The organism is Paenarthrobacter sp. NPDC056912, from assembly GCF_042786555.1.
GTDB lineage: Bacteria > Actinomycetota > Actinomycetes > Actinomycetales > Micrococcaceae > Arthrobacter.
In genome coordinates this window covers 272,780-289,054 of record NZ_JBHUCD010000002.1, presented here as the reverse complement: position 1 = coordinate 289,054, position 16,275 = coordinate 272,780, and the positions used below count along the sequence as shown (strand labels likewise).

Below are 16,275 nucleotides of genomic sequence, written 5' to 3'. Positions count from 1 at the left end.
ATGGGGGCTACTTCTCCTTTTTGGGCTTCTTGTCCCTCTTCTCTTTCTTTTGCTTCCCCTCAGGGCAGGCCGTCTTCGTCCGCGGTGATGTGCGGGCCGCTGTACCAACCACCGTTGATCGCGGCCACCACCACCGTGACCTCGAAGGTGGCGGGATTGATGCTGAACAGGCCTACCGCTTTCCGGGACATGCCAAACAGGTAATTGCCGTGGATGGCCAAGGCAGCGATGCCTTGGGTCTGTCCGGGATCCAGCCGCCACAGTTCCTGGTTGGCTACCGGGTCCCAGGCCACCACCGTGCTCCGCGGACCATCTGGAGAGCTTCGATGGGGTTGACCTTGGTGATCACCTGGGTGGTGGAGGGCTTGTAGGCAGCGAAGCAGCCGCCACCGCCGGTGTCGTTCTGGGCCCCGGCGATGAAGGCCGTTGACGGTTCGCCCGCCCAACTGGCTGGCATTAGTGGTTGTTTTCAGCGCTCAGAACAACCACTACTGCCAGTTAGTTGGGCAGCCGGGCAGCGCCCCGCCACCAGGCCACCGTGGCCCCCGCAGCCTGGGGCAGCGGGGTTGGCTCGAGGCCCAGGAGCCGCTGGCTTTCCGAGGAATCCATCACGAATGGCCGCTCGAACTGGTAGAGCATCTCCGCCAGCTCCCGCATGTCAGTCGAAAAGACTCCGGCTACCCGCAGCACCCAGCCAGGCACAGCGCTCACCTTCGGTGCCGACAAACCTGCCGCCGCCGCATGCGCATCGGCCATTTCGCGCTGTGTCACTGCCGGCCCGGTGGGCGCATGCAGCGCGGTGTTCCAGAGTTCCGGCTGCTGCGCCGCAGCGATCATGGCAGCTGCGAGGTCAGGAACATAGGTGAAGGAGTGCGGCTCACGGGTACTGCCGATCACCTGCACTCCTTTGCCCGCCAGAACCAGCGGCACCATCCGCTCACCGGCATGTGCCATCCTCACGCGCGGCCCGAAGAAGTCGCCGGCCACGACGCTCACGGTATCCGCCGCATGAGCCTGGCGCGCCTTGAGCAACGCTGTCCGGATTCCGCGCTTGCCGCCCGACGCCTCCCGGGGACTGGATTCCTTCATGGTCCGGTCCGGCTCGCTGTACGAGTACAGGCTTTCAGGGAAGACGACGACGGCGCCCGCGGCTGCCGCTGCATCCATCACCACTTGCTCGGCCTGGGGAAGTTCGGCGGCCCAGGCAGCGGCGCGGTACGCCGATCCGTGGATGCAGTGGAAGACGGCCAAAGCACCGGTCACGGCCTGTGTGAGTTGTGCGGGATCTGAGGCGTCTACGCGCATCCGTTCAATCAGGGGGTGCTCGGGTCCGCTGCCGGAGCGGGTCAGCACGCGAACGGTGTGTCCCTGTTCAGCGAGTTGCTCGGCGACGGTGTAACCAACGGGCCCTGCTCCTGTGACGACGTACATGATGGTGCCTTCCTGTTTTCCAGTGAATGGAGAGCACTGCTCTCTCAAATCAGGATGACCTCCGAGGGCACTCTTGTCAAGAGCACTGCTCTCGTATGTTGACGGCGCTCTCTGTTATGGCAAGCTGGGGGCATGACGTCCGTCGAAGCAACCAAAGCCAAGCCCCCGACTCCCCGGGAACGTGCCCGCTCGCAGACCATCGCCGACATCGTTCGGCTCGGTCGCGAGCACCTGGCCCTCCACGGTGCGGCAGCCCTTTCCCTGCGGGCAGTAGCCCGGGATCTGGGCGTTGTATCGTCGGCTGTCTACCGGTACGTCGAGAACCGGGATGAGCTCCTTACACTCCTGCTCATCGACGGCTACAACCAGCTCGGCGATGAAGTGGATGCCGCGGTCGAGTCTGTCCCGGCGGCTGACTTCGCGGGCCAATTCAGGGCCCTCGGAATGGCCGTGCGATCCTGGGCCCTCCGTGAGCCGGCCAGCTACGCACTGCTCTTCGGCAGCCCGGTCCCCGGGTATCAGGCGCCGGGGGAGCGCACCACCGTTCCCGGCACCCGGGTCATCCTCCGTTTGGTGAGCGTTTTCGATGCCGCCTATCGCGCTGGCGCCTTGGACCCGAAGGTGACTCCCGCCGTCGTGATTCCTCCGGCCCTGGCCGCGGACATGGATGCCATCCGCGAGCAACTGAACCTCGCGGTGCCGGACGCTGCACTGGCTCGTGGCGTGCTGGTATGGACATCGGTGTTCGGAGCTGTCAGCTTCGAAGTTTTCGGCCAGTACGGTGCTGATACCTTCGCGGCCCGCCAGGAACTGTTCGAGCATCAGCTGGGCGTCCTTCAGGGCGTCGTGGGGCTCCAAGGCTAGGGCGCTACAGTATTCAGATGGTTCGTGGACTTGCCGACATCGGTGCTGAGGGGGTCCTGCTCGCCGGTGCGGGGAGGGCGATCCTCCTGCAAATTGCCGATCCCAAAGTGGGCCACGGAGTGGCCGAACACAGCAACTTTGCCGAGCGCCCCATGGACCGGTTGCGCGCCACCATGACGTACGTATACGCGGTGGTGTACGGCTCGGAAGAGCAGTTGAAGGCCGTCCGCCGTGCCGTCAACCGAGCACATGCGCCGGTTCGTCGCGGCGCCGACGATGCTTCCAAGGGCTACAACGCTTTCGACGCCGAGTCCCAATTGTGGGTTGTGGCCACCCTCTACGACACCGCCGTCACCGTCTACCAACAGGTTCATGGAATGCTCGACGACGACACCGCCGACCGTATCTACCGCGAGTATGCGCGGATCGGCACGGCGCTCCAGCTCCCAGCGGCCATGTGGCCTGCTGATCGGGCTGCGTTCGCTGAGTATTGGAATTCGCATTTGGGCGCGCTCAAGCCGGACGCGAAAGCACTCAAAGTAGCGCAGGACCTCTTGTATCCGGCGGGCGGACCACCGCTCCTGCGCTTGGCGATGCCGTTGGCGCGTTTCCTGACCGCCGGCCTGTTGCCCGGGCATCTGCGCGAAGACTTCGGATTTGCCTGGAGTGCTAGCGATGGCCGGCGCTTTGAGCGGACCATGCGACTGCTGGGCCGCGTTTATCCGCGTTTGCCGCAGCGGGTCCGGCACTGGCCGCGCGACTACTATCTGGGCCAACTCGATACGGCCACGAAGGCGGACCATGCGTAACTCCACGTCGGTGGAACAGTCCATCGACAATCTCGCGCACCGCTACCTGGACCATGCTCCCGGCGGGCGTGTCCGGGCGGGGCTCACCGAGTTCGTGGTGTTCGGATTGAAGCAGGCGTGGGCTTGCGTGTTCGGGGCTGCGTTGCTTGCCGTCATCATCGCTGCCCGCCTCTGGTACCCGGACAACGCCGCGCTGGCCAGCAACGACTTCCTGACCCTCGCCGCGATTGTCATCCAGGTCCTGATGATCAGCTTCAAACTTGAGACGCTGCGGGAGCTGCGGGTGATCCTGCTGTTCCATGTGGTGGGGACGGTGATGGAGCTGTTCAAGACGGACGTTGGCTCGTGGGCCTACGAGGCCGAAGGCTTCCTCCGGATCGGTGCCGTTCCGCTGTTCAGCGGGTTCATGTATGCGGCTGTGGGTTCATACATGGTGCGGGTTTTCCGGCTGTTCGATCTCCGCTTCGACCGCTACCCGCGCCGCTGGGTCACTGCCGTTGTTGCGGCCGGAATCTACGTCAATTTCTTCTCGCACCACTACATCTTTGACGCGCGCTGGGTGCTGTTCGCCGCCGTCGTACTTGTCTACGGACGGTGCGTGATGCACTTCCGGGTGTTCCGCCGTCGCTTCAAGATGCCCATCCTGGTGTCGTTCCTGCTGGTGGCGCTGTTCATTTGGTTCGCCGAGAACATCGGTACGTGGTCCCGCGCGTGGCTGTATCCCAACCAGCTGAATGGCTGGCAGGCGGTTTCCATCGACAAGCTGCTGGCGTGGTTTTTGCTGATGATCATTTCGGTGGTGCTGGTGGCGTGGGTGTACAAACCTGAGCCGCTCGAAGCCGACGACGCCGCGGAGGTTCCCAGGCTTCGCCGCGTAGCGCCTTGAGTGCCGCGCGCCTGGCGTGAAGCAAGGGCTCGACGTCGGACACGCGGGTCAGGCCAATGGCTGGCGGTTGGGGCGGGATGCGTTGAGCATCGCGGCAGCCTGTCAGTTCACCGTGGGCGAAACCAGCCCTCTGACCGCGTGAATCCGGGGTTTTTTGAGCCTCTCTCGACGAAGTTGAGCGTACTGCGCTCAACTTTGGATTGACTTAAATCTGAGGCTGAGTACAGTTGAGTGCAGAACGCTCAACTAGCCGATTGTTGAGCAGGCTCCCAGCACGTAAACCGCCCAGCGGACCGTTGTCAGGCGCGATCTCCAACATCGGCCATTGAAAGGAAAACAAGATATGTCACGTGCAGTAGGTATCGACCTCGGAACCACCAACTCCGTGGTCTCTGTTCTCGAAGGTGGCGAGCCCACCGTCATCGCCAACGCAGAAGGCGGCCGCACCACGCCGTCGGTCGTTGCGTTCTCCAAGTCCGGCGAAGTCCTGGTCGGCGAAATCGCCAAGCGCCAGGCCGTCAACAACATCGATCGCACCATCGCTTCCGTCAAGCGCCACATGGGCACCGACTGGACCGTTGCCATCGATGACAAGAAGTACACGCCGCAGGAAATCTCCGCGCGTATCCTCATGAAGCTCAAGAACGACGCCGAGAGCTACCTGGGTGAAAAGGTCACCGACGCTGTGATCACCGTTCCGGCCTACTTCAACGACGCCGAGCGCCAGTCCACCAAGGAAGCCGGCGAAATCGCAGGCCTCAACGTCCTCCGCATTGTCAACGAGCCCACCGCGGCTGCACTGGCCTACGGCCTGGACAAGGGCAAGGAAGACGAACTCATCCTGGTCTTCGACCTCGGTGGCGGAACGTTCGACGTCTCCCTCCTCGAGGTTGGCAAGGACGAAGACAACTTCTCCACCATCCAGGTCCGCGCAACCGCCGGCGACAACCGCCTCGGCGGCGACGACTGGGACAACCGCGTGGTCGAGTGGCTCCTGAGCCAGCTCAAGATCAAGGGCATCGACCTCTCCAAGGACAAGATCGCCCTCCAGCGTCTCCGTGAAGCTGCAGAGCAGGCCAAGAAGGAACTGTCCTCCTCCACCAGCACCAACATCTCCCTCCAGTACCTGTCCGTCACCCCCGACGGCCCGGTCCACCTGGATGAGCAGCTCACCCGTGCCAAGTTCCAGGACCTCACCAAGGACCTGCTGGACCGCACCAAGAAGCCGTTCCAGGACGTCATCGCAGAAGCCGGCATCAAGGTTTCCGACATCGACCACATCGTCCTCGTCGGTGGCTCCACCCGTATGCCTGCTGTCTCCGAGCTCGTCAAGGAACTCGCTGGCGGCAAGGAGCCCAACAAGGGCGTCAACCCGGACGAAGTTGTGGCCGTTGGTGCCGCACTCCAGGCCGGTGTGCTGAAGGGCGAGCGCAAGGACGTCCTCCTCATCGACGTCACCCCGCTGTCCCTCGGCATCGAAACCAAGGGTGGTGTCATGACGCACCTCATCGAGCGCAACACCGCTATCCCCACCAAGCGTTCCGAGACCTTCACCACCGCTGACGACAACCAGCCGTCCGTGGCCATCCAGGTCTTCCAGGGCGAGCGTGAATTCACCCGCGACAACAAGCCGCTGGGCACGTTCGAACTGACCGGCATCGCTCCGGCACCGCGTGGCGTCCCGCAGGTCGAGGTCACCTTCGACATCGACGCCAACGGCATCGTCCACGTGTCCGCCAAGGACAAGGGCACGGGCAAGGAACAGTCCATGACCATCACCGGTGGCACGGCACTGTCCAAGGACGACATCGACCGCATGGTCCGTGAAGCCGAAGAGCACGCCGCTGAGGACAAGGCCCGCCGCGAAGCTACGGACACCCGTAACTCCGCCGAGCAGCTGGCCTACTCCGTGGAGAAGCTGATCGCCGACAACGACGACAAGCTTCCCGAGGAGGTCAAGACCGAGGTGAAGGCCGACGTCGACGCCCTCAAGTCCGCGCTGGAAGGCACCGACGACGCCGCCGTCAAGACTGCGTTCGAGAAGCTCCAGGCTTCCCAGACCAAGCTCGGCGAAGCCATCTACTCGCAGGCCGCCGCAGCTGACGCTCCGGGTGCCGGTGCAGAAGGTGCTCCCGCCGGTGACAAGGCTGCCGACGACGAAGACATCGTTGACGCCGAGATCATCGACGAAGACGAAGCGAAGAAGTAGCCATGCCTCACCACGGCAACGAAGCAGAGCACTCTGAAGGCAAGCGCGACGAGCACGAAGGGGCCGGTCAGCAGAAACCGATTATTCGTGACAACCGCAAGGTTGACCCGGAAACCGGGGCGGCCCGCCACCCCGAAGGCGAAGCTGCCGCTCCGGCCCAAGGCAACGCCGCTCCCTCCGAAGGCGACGCTCTCTCCCAGGCTGAGGAAATCCTCAACGGGGTAGACGTTCCTGCCGAGGAATCGGTAGCCTCCGGTGCCGCGGCCGAAGCCCACGCGGCGGAGCTCCGCAACGATCTCCTCCGCCTCCAGGCTGAGTACGTCAACTACCGCAAGCGCGTCGAACGCGACCGCGCCGTAGCAGGGGAAATGGCCGTCATCGGCGTCCTGAACTCCCTGCTCCCGGTGCTGGACGACGTCGACGCCGCACGCCAGCACGGTGACCTCGAAGACGGCCCCTTCGCCGCCATCGCCACCAAGCTGGAGAACGCGCTGAAGACGTACGGACTGGAACGCATCGCGGACACGGGCGTCGAATTCGATCCCACCATCCACGAGGCACTCATCCAGCAGCCGGGCGAGGACATCCAGGTTGACACTGTCAGCCAGGTGCTGCGCTCCGGATACCGCTCCGGTGAGCGGGTCCTGCGTGCGGCCCAGGTGATTGTGGCTGTCCCGGCTTAGTGCCCTTCGAGATGGCAGTTCGTGACAGTGTTTCATTGAAACATTGGGATGAACTGCCATCTCGTTCCCAACCGAAAGGAAACGCTCTTGGCCAGCCAGGACTGGGTTGAAAAGGATTTTTACGCGATCCTTGGTATCGCCAAGGACGCGTCCGACGCGGATATCAAGAAGGCTTACCGCAAGCTTGCCCGGCAGTACCATCCGGATACGAATGCCGGGGATGCTGCTGCGGAGAAGAAGTTCAAGGACATTTCCGAGGCTTACTCGGTGTTGTCCAGTGCCGAGGACCGGCAGCAGTATGACGCCATCCGTGCCATGGGTGGTGCCCGGTTCGCTCCGGGTGCCGGTGGTGGACGTGGTGGTGCTGGCGCCAACGGCGGGTTTGAGGACTTGTTCGGTGGCCTGTTCGGTGGCGGGCCTGGTGCTCGTCAGCCCGCGGGCGGCGGGGGTATTCCTCCGGAGTTCGCTGACCTGTTTGGTGGCGGCTTCGGCGGCGGTAACCAGACCGGGTTCCAGCGGGCACCGCAGAAGGGCTCGGACCGCACTGCGACGACGTCCATCTCCTTCGCCGGCTCCATCAAGGGGACTACGGTGAGCCTGCGTGAAAGCAACGGCAACGTGATCGACGTCAAGATCCCTGCAGGCATCAAGGACGGCCAGAAAGTCCGTCAACGCGGCAAGGGCAATGTGGGCCCGGCCGGCAACGGCGACCTCATCATCACGGTGAGCGTGAAGCCGCACGATTTCTTCCACCGCGACGGCGACAACATCCGCATCCACGTGCCGGTCACGTTCGCGGAAGCGGCGCTCGGCGCCACCATCGAAGTTCCGACGCTCGACGGCGACACCGTCAAGGTGCGCGTCCCGGCCGGGACACCGGCTGGTCGCACGCTCAGGGTCAAGGGCCGTGGCGTGAAGACGTCCAAGGCGACCGGTGACCTGTTGGTGACCATCGACGTCGCGGTTCCCCAGAACCTGAGCAAGGAAGCGGAGGAAGCCGTGAAGGCCTTCGCCGCAGCCACGACCGACGCGAACCCTCGCCACGACCTGGCCGCGAAGGCCCGGTTGTAAGGAGGCGGTCATGGGCATCGACGTCAACCAGCCGATCTTCGTCATCTCCGTGGCTGCGGAGCTTGCCGACATGCATCCGCAGACGTTGCGCCAGTACGACCGACTGGGCATCGTCTCGCCCAGTCGCGCGCCCGGCAAGTCCCGCCGCTACTCCCAGAACGACGTCAACAAGCTACGTGAGGTCCAGCGCCTCTCGCAGTTGGGCGTCTCGCTGGAAGGCATCAAACGTATCCTGGACCTCGAAAACCAGGTGGCCGCTTTGCAGTATCGCGTCGCTGAACTGACAGAGGAACTGACCCGCCGCCGCACGCCGGTGGACGCCCGCATTTTTGCTGCGGGCGCCGCGGGCGACGTCGTCAGCCTGGCCCGGGGGCAACGTCCACGTGCGAGGTCGCAGGCCGTCGTCGTATGGCGGCCCCGGCCGGAGGAGAGCCGGTGATCCCGGCGCCAACCCGGGCGGACAAGAGTGTGGGCGCTCCGTCCACGCTGACGGACATTTTCGGTTCGTGGCGTCCGCAGGCAGTCGTTTTCGATTGCGACGGGCTGCTGATGGACACGGAATCCCTGTGGGTACAGACCCAGCGCATTGTGTGCGAGGCGCTCGGAGTTCACTTCGACGCCGAACTCCAGCACCAGTTGGTGGGCTTGCCTGCCAGCCGCATCGGCCCCCTGATGGCCGAACGTTCCGGGACGGAACCGGAAGCCGCCGTGAAGCAACTCCTGGACGTGAACGAACTCCTGGTCCGCGAATCCGGGAAACCTATGCCCGGTGCCCGCGAGTTGGTGCAGGTCATCGGCGCCAAAGTCCCCATTGCAGTTGCGAGCAACTCAGCGCGACGCATTTTGGACGTTGCTTTGGGCCGGGGTGGATTCGACACCGGATTTGCCATCACAGTGTCCTCGGACGACGTTCCGCGTCCCAAACCGGCGCCGGATATCTATCTGGCTGCCGCTGCCGCCCTAGGCTCCCGTGCCGATGATTGCCTGGTCTTCGAAGATTCCGAGGCCGGTGCCTCAGCGGCCGTTGCGGCCGGAATGAAAGTCATTGCAGTGCCCCAAGCGGCAAGCCAACGGCCGCTCGCCCATGCCCTCTGCGATTCGCTGGAATCCGCTGAGTTGCTGGCATGGGTGGCGGCCTGGAAGTAAGACGGACTATGAGCCCGGCGTGCTCCTGCGCGACTGCCGGATACTGCTCTGGTACGTGTCCTTGAGCGTCTTCACGGTGGCGTCGTAGTGACGCGTTGCGAAAGCGGCGTAGAGGATGTCGATGACCAGGAGCTGACCCCATTTGCTGGTCACGGACTCTCCGTAGAGTTCGCCGCCGCTGGGAACCGTGGCCGTGAACAGGGCGATGTCCGCGTGCTCAAGCAGCGGTGAACCTTCCGTTCCGGTAATGGCCAGGGTTGCTGCTCCGCGTTGCTGCGCCAGATGCAGTGCCTCGATGATGGGCGTGCTTTGGCCGGAGTCGCTGATGCCAATGAGGAGGTCGCCCGGGGCAAGGATGGTGGCCAGCATGACCTGGATGGTGGTGTCCCGGTACAGCATGCATTTCTTCCCGGCGCGGGTGAAACGCATCACCGCTTCTTCGGCGGCGATGCTGGAGGATCCCATGCAGCAGAAAACCAGCGTGTTGGCGGCGTCGATCATGTCCACCGCGCTCTGGATGGTTTCCACGTCCTGGCGCTGGCCGGTACGCCGCAGGGATTGGATGCTGCTCCGCTCTACCTTGCCCACGATGTCCGCAGCTGAGTCTCCGCGGTTGACGCCCTCGTACACAACATCCGAGGCCGCCGTTTGCTCCTGCGTGGCCGCCTTGGAGATAAACGTGGCTTCGGCCAGTCCAAGCAGCAGCGACTTGTAGCCGTCCACGCCGAGTTCGCGCACGAAGCGGGACACCGTTGACTCACCCACTCCAGCGGCCAGAGCCAGTTCGGTGATGGTCATGGCCTGTGCCTGCTCCGGAGATTTCAGCACGGCCTCTGCCACAAGACGGAGCGACGGCGGCAGGTAGGGCAACCGCGCCGAAATTCGGTGCAGCAGTCCGCCGTCGGTAAAGGTCTCCGTCATGTGGCAGTCTCCGGTCTATTGCTGATTGGCCAGGGCCTGAAGCAGGTTGTCCACGGCCGCCCAGGTGGCTCGGTCAACGCTTTCCCCAGTGTATCCACCGATATGCGGTGTCGCGACGACGTTGGGATGCAGCACCAACGCTGTGGACCCCGGCGGTTCGGTGGCGAAGACGTCCGTGGCCAGGAATGCCACCTGGCCCGATTCCAGCGCTGCCAACACCGACTCGTCGTCCACCAGGGAGGACCTTGCCGTGTTGACGATTCCGGTGCCCGGCTGCAGCAAGCCAATGGTTGCGGGGCGGATGACCGGCTCCTCGGCGGGAGGCATGTGCAGGGAGACGATGTTGCTGGATCCCAATACTTCCTCCAGTGTTCCCCAGGAGAAATCATCGGACGGGCGGAACGATTCGAGCGGGTACGCATCGAAGGCGAGGACCTTCATGCCCAGTCCCAATGCCATGGTGGCAACCCGGCGTCCGATCTGCCCGCAGCCCACCAGCCCCAGGGTGAGGCCGGAAATTTCCCGGCCCGGACGCCGTGCCCACTGGCCTGCCTTGAGCTGGTGGTCGTGCCACGCGATGCCACGCACCGCGGAGAGCATGAGGGCTATGGCGAGTTCGGCAACGCCCTGGGAGTTCGCGCCGGGAGCGGTGAGGACGCTGATGCCTTGCCGTTTGGCGGCATCGACGTCGATCGAATCGATCCCCACTCCGTTGCGGGAGATTGCCTTCAGCTCAGGGAACTCGGACAGGAACGAGCCGCTGAGGTGTTCCGTCCCGGCGATGTAGCCCACACAGCCGGGAAGGGCACTGCGGAGCTGCTGTTCGTTGGGCACCGCACCCGGGGCGGGATACACGACGTCGTATCCCGCCTTTTCCAGTTGGCGCAAGGCGGGGTGCCCCCCGTCCGAAATGGAACGGGGGGTCACCGCAATCCGGCGGGTGCCGCCGTCGTGCGTTGTCTTCGGTGACATCGCTGTCAGGCCTGCCAGCGCGGGTTGTCGATGAACTCCGGCTTGCCGTCGCGCTCGACGCAGAGCTTGCGGAAGCCCTTGGTCTCGATGGTGCCGTAATCGTGGCCGGCATGGCCGGGGAAGGCGAAGAAGGTCACCAAGGGTTCGGTGTCGGAGACGTTGATGCTGCGGTGGGCATAGCGGCGGGGCACGTACACAGCCTGTCCCGGAGTGAACTCGGCAGCCTGCCAATCGCCTTCCGGGTTTTCCATGAGCATGTAGCCGCGGCCGCTGAGGCAGTAGTAGATTTCGGCCGTGTCCAGGACCTCGTGGAAGTGGCCCTTGGTCATGTAGTACTCGTCGCCCACTTTGCCCGGGTAGGTGATGCTGGTCCCGTAGGCCACATCTCCAGGGGTGGACGGGACGCCCATATCGAAGAATTCGTAGACAATGACGTCGTCCTCGGCCACCTGGGCGGCGGCGGCTTCTTGGTCTGCGTACATGTCGGCCATGGCCGAGAGGCGGCGCTGCAGCGGTGCCTTGGTGGCGGACAACCCGGTGGTGACGTCGAAGTCGGTGAGGACGGCCTGGACGGTGGTCTCAGCTGGCGTCGCAGTTTCAGCGGGGTTGGTGGCGGTGGGGGTGGTGCTCATTTGGAGATCTCCTTCTTGGAAACGTTCAATGCGATATCGGACAGGCGGTCGAAGGCCGGTCCGCGGGTAGGAATGTCGATGCCGAAGACGTCGGCGATCACACGGGTCCAGCCGTGCAGGAAGTAGACCCAGCCGTCTTCGACGCGGACGTTGAGCCCGGTCTGCTGGGCACGTGCCTGGTCCAGGAAGACCAAGTCGCCGCGGTAGTTGAAGTCCCAGGCGATGGCGTTGGCCGGGAAAATGACGTTATCCGTGAGGGGCGAACCGGGCCGGTCCTTCCCCAGTCCCGTGGCGTTGATGATGACGGAGCCCGGCGCGGCCGCAGCCACCACCGAATCGTTTTCTGCCGCGTCAGCCACCTGGACGTAGGTGATGGGGAGGGTGCTGCCAAGGCCCGCATGCATGGCCTGCATTTCCTCCAGCCGGCTGATCCGGCGGTTGGTCACCGTGATTTTCGCGGGGACGGGAAGCCCGGCGGAAGCGCGTTTGTGCAGGTAGTACGTCAGGGCCAGCGAAGAACCTCCGGCACCCAGCAGGACCAGTTCCGCGGCCGAATCCAGCCAGTAGCCGTCAGGGACGATCGCTTCCAACGACAGGCCGCTGGTCACGGCGTCCATGGCGTTTCCCCAGAGCTTTCCGTCTTTCTTGCTGATGCTGCTGATTTCGTGCAGCACCTGGGCGTCTTCCCCGAAACCGTCAAAGTCCTGGCGGGCTGCGCTGACAATGTCCAGCTTGTGGGTGGTGACCAAGGCGCCAAGGGACAGCGGATCGGACTTCAGGAACCGGACAACCTCCTGGTATTCGGCGTCCGGTGCCCCGGGCGGAAGATCGATTCCCTTCAGGACTGCGTCGAGTCCCAGTTCCTCGGCCCATGCCGGGAAGACGCGCATGATGGACGATTGGTTGGTGGTGACACCAATGAAGTACATGGTGGGTTCAGTGGCGGGCATCAACATGGTGGTGCTCTCCTAAGGTCTTGAAAGTGGATGGACTAGTGCTCTTCCCAATCGGAGGCACGGGCAACAGCGCGTTGCCAGCCGGAGTACAACTTCTGCCGCTTCTCTTCAGCCATGTCCGGAACGAATTCCCGGTCCAGGGCGAAGGTTTCACGCAGCTGTTCTTTGGTGCTCCACATCCCGCAGGCCAGTCCTGCAAGAAGGGCGGCACCCCTGGCAGTTGACTCCACCTGCCGGGGCCGGAGGACCCGGACGTTGAGCATGTCGGCTTGGAATTGCATGAGGAAGTTGTTGCGGACCGCCCCGCCATCAACCCTGATCTCCGAGACGGGAATGCCCGCATCGGTCTCCATGCAGTTGATGACGTCCTTGATCTGGAAGGCGATGGACTCGAGGGTGGCCCGGATGATGTGGTTGCGGCTCGATCCCCGGGTGAGGCCCAGGATGGCTCCGCGGGCGTACGGATCCCAATACGGCGCGGCCAGCCCGGTGAAGGCCGGTACCACGTAGACCCCTCCGGAGTCCTCCACATGCATTGCCGCGTACTCGCTGTCCGCGGAGTCGTAGATGACGCGGAGTTCATCGCGGAGCCACTGGATGGAGGCGGCAGCAACGAAGATGAGTCCTTCGAGGGCGTACTCCACCTTCCCGTCCAGGCCCCACGCGATGGTGGTGAGCATCCCGTTGGCCGAGCTCACCGGAGTATCGCCGGTGTGCATGACCAGGCTGGCGCCCGTCCCGTACGTTGCCTTGACCATGCCCCGGTCAAAGCAAGCCTGGCCGAACAACGCAGCCTGCTGGTCACCAACCGCGGACGCCACGGGAATCCGGGCACCGGCGAAGATCGCATCGCAGGTGTGTCCGTAGACTTCGCTGCTGGGCCGGACCTGGGGGAGCAGGATCCGCGGTACCCCCAATTCGTCCAGCAGTTTGTCGTCCCAGTCCAGGGTGTTGATGTTGAAGAGCATGGTCCGGGCCGCGTTGGAGTAATCCGTGACGTGGGCCTTGCCGCCGGTGAGGTTCCAGATCAGCCAGCTGTCCACCGTGCCGAAGGCCAGTTCGCCGGCCTCCGCACGGGCACGGGCTCCAGGAACGTTGTCCAGGATCCAGGCGATCTTGGTACCTGAGAAGTAGGCATCCACCACCAAACCCGTAGTGGAGCGAACATGCTCCTCGAAGCCCTTCTCCTTCAGCTCGTCGCACCGGCCGGCGGTCCGACGGTCCTGCCAGACGATGGCGTTCATGATGGGCTTGCCTGTGCTCCGGTCCCAGATGACAGTGGTTTCACGCTGGTTGGTGACACCGATAGCGCTGATGTCCCGGGGATCGATTCCCGCGGCCTCTGTAGCGCGCCGGGCCACCGCGAGCTGGGTATTCCAGATCTCGATGGGGTCGTGTTCCACCCAACCTGGCTTGGGGTAGATCTGGGTGAACTCCTGGCTGGCTTCACCCACGATCTCAAGATCCTGGCTGTAGAGGATTGACCTGATTCCGGTGGTGCCGGAATCGAGTGCCATGATGTACTTCTTCGTCATCAGATGTCCGTTTCTGCATGCGCTGTGCCCGGGCGGGCTGCGCTTCACTTCGAGTCGAAAAGGATCATGGCTTTCATGCCGGCGCCCGATCCTGCGTAGTCCATGGCCTTATCGATGTCATCAAGTGTGAAGGTCTCGGTGACCAGTGGCGAGAGGTTCAACCGGCCCTGTCCGACCAGCCGCAAAGACGCAGCGTAGTCGGAGTTGCTGGACCCGGTAGTTCCCGTCAGCGTGAGGCCCTGGTAGTGGACCCTGTTGGTGTCAACCGGAACCCGTTGGGCCTTGCCCAGGCCGGCGAAGAAGTTCACCCGTCCATGCATCGCCAGCAGGTCAACGGCCTCCGCCTGGACCTCCGGCTTGGAAACGCAGGTCAGCGCCACATCCACGCCCGTGCCGGAAGTCTCCTCGGCAACCACGGCAGACAACTCGCGCTCGCCGAGGTTCACCAGGACATCGGCCCCCACCGAACCGGCGAAGTCGAGCCGCGCCTGCCGGTTGTTGGACACGATGACCTTGGCGGCACCGTACAACTTGGACAACATCACATGGCAGGCGCCAATAGGTCCGGCGCCCATGACAAGCACAGTGGACTCCGGGCCGATGTCCAGTTTGCTGATCGCGTTGTAGCAGCAGGACAGGGGCTCCACCAAGGCGGCCTCGGCGTAGTCCACACTGTCCGGCAGGTGGAACACGTTGCCCCGTTCGATGGCGAAGCGGGGGATGAGCACGTATTCCTGGAATCCGCCGTCCATGGTGATGCCGAACGCCTCGTAGGAAGGGCACATGTTGTTCAGGCCCACCAGGCAGCTTTGGCACCGCCCGCAGCCGACGTTGGGAGTGACGCTGACCCTGTCGCCCACTGCGTAGCCGGCAACTTCAGCCCCGGCGGAAACGATGTCGCCGGCGAACTCGTGGCCGAGCACCCGCGGTGTTCCTTCCGGGAGCTTGAAGTGGCCGTTGGCGGCGATCCGGCGGTCCGTGCCGCAAATGGACGCCGCCCGGACCTTGATGACAATGTCACCGGGCCCTGCAACCGGGCGTTCAACCTCGTCCACGGTGATGGTTCCGGCCGAGTGGAGCCTTGCCGCTTTCACTGGGCACGCACCTCCGCCCGGGCTTCCTCGGCAACGGCAAACAGCACCTTGTTGTACCAAATGGAGCGGTCCGTGAGTTGGCGGAACACCCCGGGAGCTTCCTCCAGCGGGCGTACGTGGCTGATGAGTTCCTCCACTTTCAGGTCTTTGCCCAGGTGGGCGATGACCATGTCCCATTCACTGTGGCCCTTGGGCGTCACCTTGGCGTTCCAGGTTCCGTACAAGCGCAGCTCCCGGCGGAGCAGCGAGGACACCTCGGCCTTGGCCAGTTGGAGGTCGCCGCTGAGATCGCCCAGCAGGACCACCTGGCCTTGGACCGAAGCTGCGTCGATGGCTTGCACCAGCGCCTTGGGGTTGCCGGTGGCTTCCACCGTGATCTGTGGTCCCCAGCCGTCCGTGGCGGCCCGGGCGAGATGGGCAGTGTCTCCGGTCTTGGCATCGAGGGTTTCGAAGCCCAGCCCGGACATGATCTCCAGCTTTTGGTCATCGATGTCTGCCACCAGGACCCGCGAACATCCGAGGATGCGCAGCCATTGGGCAGCCAATGCCCCGATGGGTCCGGCCCCGATCACCAATGCGGTGGCGTGAGTAGGGATGTCCAGCTTGAGCATGGCGTGCAGCGCAACACCTGCCGGTTCCACCATGGCCGCGTGGGTCAGGAGAGTACCTTCCGGGACCTTGAAGATGCTCTTTTCCGGTACCCACATTCGCTCGGACATGGCGCCGTGCCGTCGGGAGCCAAAGTAGTCGTAACCGGTTCCCAGGGCGTGTTCGCCGATTTCGGACATTGGATCCCCGTGCTGGTGCAGCAGCGGGAACACTGCGGCGCGGTCCCCGGGCTTGAGCCCGGAACCGGCGGGAGCTTCTTCCACGATCGCCGAGAACTCGTGGCCGAGGACCAGCGGATAGTGGTACGCCTTGCCGTGTCCGAAGCGGAGCACGTCAGAACCGCAGACCCCGACGGCGCCGACCCTCACCAGGACCGGATTCTCGCCTACCGGTTCGGGATCCGGAATGTCACCGTATTCCAGGTCATTGAGTCCATTGAGAATGGCAGCCTTCATGA

18 protein-coding genes are annotated in these 16,275 nt (G+C 64.0%); 8 read left to right on the top strand and 10 right to left on the bottom strand.

Going from position 1 to position 16,275, the window contains the following annotated elements; all coding sequences use genetic code 11:
- Positions 1-59 precede the first annotated feature (59 nt).
- The 3 genes from ACFRJ9_RS03390 to ACFRJ9_RS03380 are packed head-to-tail and all read right to left on the bottom strand — an operon-like array spanning position 60 to position 1,431.
- Positions 60-293 (bottom strand): hypothetical protein, encoded by a 234-nt coding sequence (locus ACFRJ9_RS03390; protein WP_377664425.1) that lies wholly within the window; start codon positions 291-293, stop codon positions 60-62.
- Positions 275-457 (bottom strand): hypothetical protein, encoded by a 183-nt coding sequence (locus ACFRJ9_RS03385; RefSeq protein ID WP_377664422.1) that lies wholly within the window; start codon positions 455-457, stop codon positions 275-277. The genes ACFRJ9_RS03390 and ACFRJ9_RS03385 overlap by 19 nt, the downstream gene beginning before the upstream one ends.
- 41 nt (positions 458-498) lie before the next feature.
- Positions 499-1,431, bottom strand: coding sequence for an NAD-dependent epimerase/dehydratase family protein (locus ACFRJ9_RS03380; RefSeq protein ID WP_377664419.1), 933 nt, complete (start codon positions 1,429-1,431; stop codon positions 499-501).
- Between the two features lie 132 nt (positions 1,432-1,563).
- On the opposite strand from ACFRJ9_RS03380, the gene ACFRJ9_RS03375 reads away from it, so the two are divergent.
- From ACFRJ9_RS03375 to ACFRJ9_RS03340, 8 genes are all read left to right on the top strand, one after another.
- On the top strand, positions 1,564-2,295 hold the full coding sequence (locus tag ACFRJ9_RS03375) for a TetR/AcrR family transcriptional regulator (protein WP_377664417.1): 732 nt from the start codon (positions 1,564-1,566) through the stop codon (positions 2,293-2,295).
- A gap of 17 nt (positions 2,296-2,312) precedes the next feature.
- Positions 2,313-3,104, top strand: a complete 792-nt coding sequence (locus tag ACFRJ9_RS03370; RefSeq protein ID WP_377664414.1) for an oxygenase MpaB family protein — start codon at positions 2,313-2,315, stop codon at positions 3,102-3,104.
- A complete protein-coding gene (locus tag ACFRJ9_RS03365; RefSeq protein WP_377664412.1) occupies positions 3,097-3,990 on the top strand; it encodes a DUF817 domain-containing protein in 894 nt (297 codons plus the stop codon). Before ACFRJ9_RS03370 ends, ACFRJ9_RS03365 begins: the two co-directional genes overlap by 8 nt.
- Before the next feature lie 343 nt (positions 3,991-4,333).
- Complete coding sequence (gene dnaK / locus ACFRJ9_RS03360) at positions 4,334-6,199, top strand: molecular chaperone DnaK (protein WP_377664410.1); 1,866 nt, start codon at positions 4,334-4,336, stop codon at positions 6,197-6,199.
- Between the two features lie 2 nt (positions 6,200-6,201).
- A complete protein-coding gene (locus tag ACFRJ9_RS03355; protein ID WP_377664408.1) occupies positions 6,202-6,882 on the top strand; it encodes a nucleotide exchange factor GrpE in 681 nt (226 codons plus the stop codon).
- A gap of 87 nt (positions 6,883-6,969) precedes the next feature.
- The gene (locus ACFRJ9_RS03350) at positions 6,970-7,953 is read left to right on the top strand and encodes a DnaJ C-terminal domain-containing protein (RefSeq protein ID WP_377664405.1); all 984 of its coding nucleotides are present in this window, start codon (positions 6,970-6,972) and stop codon (positions 7,951-7,953) included.
- Positions 7,954-7,963: 10 nt separating this feature from the next.
- The gene (locus ACFRJ9_RS03345; RefSeq protein WP_377664402.1) at positions 7,964-8,392 is read left to right on the top strand and encodes a heat shock protein transcriptional repressor HspR; all 429 of its coding nucleotides are present in this window, start codon (positions 7,964-7,966) and stop codon (positions 8,390-8,392) included.
- Positions 8,389-9,099: an HAD family hydrolase gene (locus ACFRJ9_RS03340; RefSeq protein WP_377664399.1), complete on the top strand. Its 711-nt coding sequence runs from the start codon at positions 8,389-8,391 to the stop codon at positions 9,097-9,099. Before ACFRJ9_RS03345 ends, ACFRJ9_RS03340 begins: the two co-directional genes overlap by 4 nt.
- 6 nt (positions 9,100-9,105) lie before the next feature.
- Here the strand turns inward: ACFRJ9_RS03340 and ACFRJ9_RS03335 are convergent, their stop codons facing one another.
- Genes ACFRJ9_RS03335 through ACFRJ9_RS03305 form a run of 7 tightly spaced genes read right to left on the bottom strand, consistent with a single transcriptional unit; the run spans position 9,106 to position 16,273 of the window.
- Entirely contained in the window at positions 9,106-10,020 is a 915-nt protein-coding gene (locus ACFRJ9_RS03335) for a MurR/RpiR family transcriptional regulator (RefSeq protein WP_377664396.1), read from the bottom strand.
- A 15-nt stretch (positions 10,021-10,035) separates the two neighbouring features.
- On the bottom strand, positions 10,036-10,992 hold the full coding sequence (locus ACFRJ9_RS03330; protein WP_377664394.1) for a phosphoglycerate dehydrogenase: 957 nt from the start codon (positions 10,990-10,992) through the stop codon (positions 10,036-10,038).
- Positions 10,993-10,997: 5 nt separating this feature from the next.
- The gene (locus ACFRJ9_RS03325) at positions 10,998-11,624 is read right to left on the bottom strand and encodes a glucose-6-phosphate isomerase (RefSeq protein WP_377664392.1); all 627 of its coding nucleotides are present in this window, start codon (positions 11,622-11,624) and stop codon (positions 10,998-11,000) included.
- Positions 11,621-12,580 carry a shikimate dehydrogenase family protein gene (locus ACFRJ9_RS03320; RefSeq protein ID WP_377664390.1) on the bottom strand — a complete coding sequence of 320 codons (960 nt, stop codon included), beginning with the start codon at positions 12,578-12,580 and terminating at the stop codon, positions 11,621-11,623. The genes ACFRJ9_RS03325 and ACFRJ9_RS03320 overlap by 4 nt, the downstream gene beginning before the upstream one ends.
- Positions 12,581-12,615: 35 nt before the next feature.
- A complete protein-coding gene (gene glpK, locus ACFRJ9_RS03315; protein WP_377664388.1) occupies positions 12,616-14,115 on the bottom strand; it encodes a glycerol kinase GlpK in 1,500 nt (499 codons plus the stop codon).
- A 44-nt stretch (positions 14,116-14,159) separates the two neighbouring features.
- The gene (locus ACFRJ9_RS03310) at positions 14,160-15,209 is read right to left on the bottom strand and encodes a zinc-dependent dehydrogenase (RefSeq protein ID WP_377664386.1); all 1,050 of its coding nucleotides are present in this window, start codon (positions 15,207-15,209) and stop codon (positions 14,160-14,162) included.
- Positions 15,206-16,273, bottom strand: a complete 1,068-nt coding sequence (locus tag ACFRJ9_RS03305; RefSeq protein ID WP_377664384.1) for a galactitol-1-phosphate 5-dehydrogenase — start codon at positions 16,271-16,273, stop codon at positions 15,206-15,208. The genes ACFRJ9_RS03310 and ACFRJ9_RS03305 overlap by 4 nt, the downstream gene beginning before the upstream one ends.
- Positions 16,274-16,275: the final 2 nt, after the last annotated feature.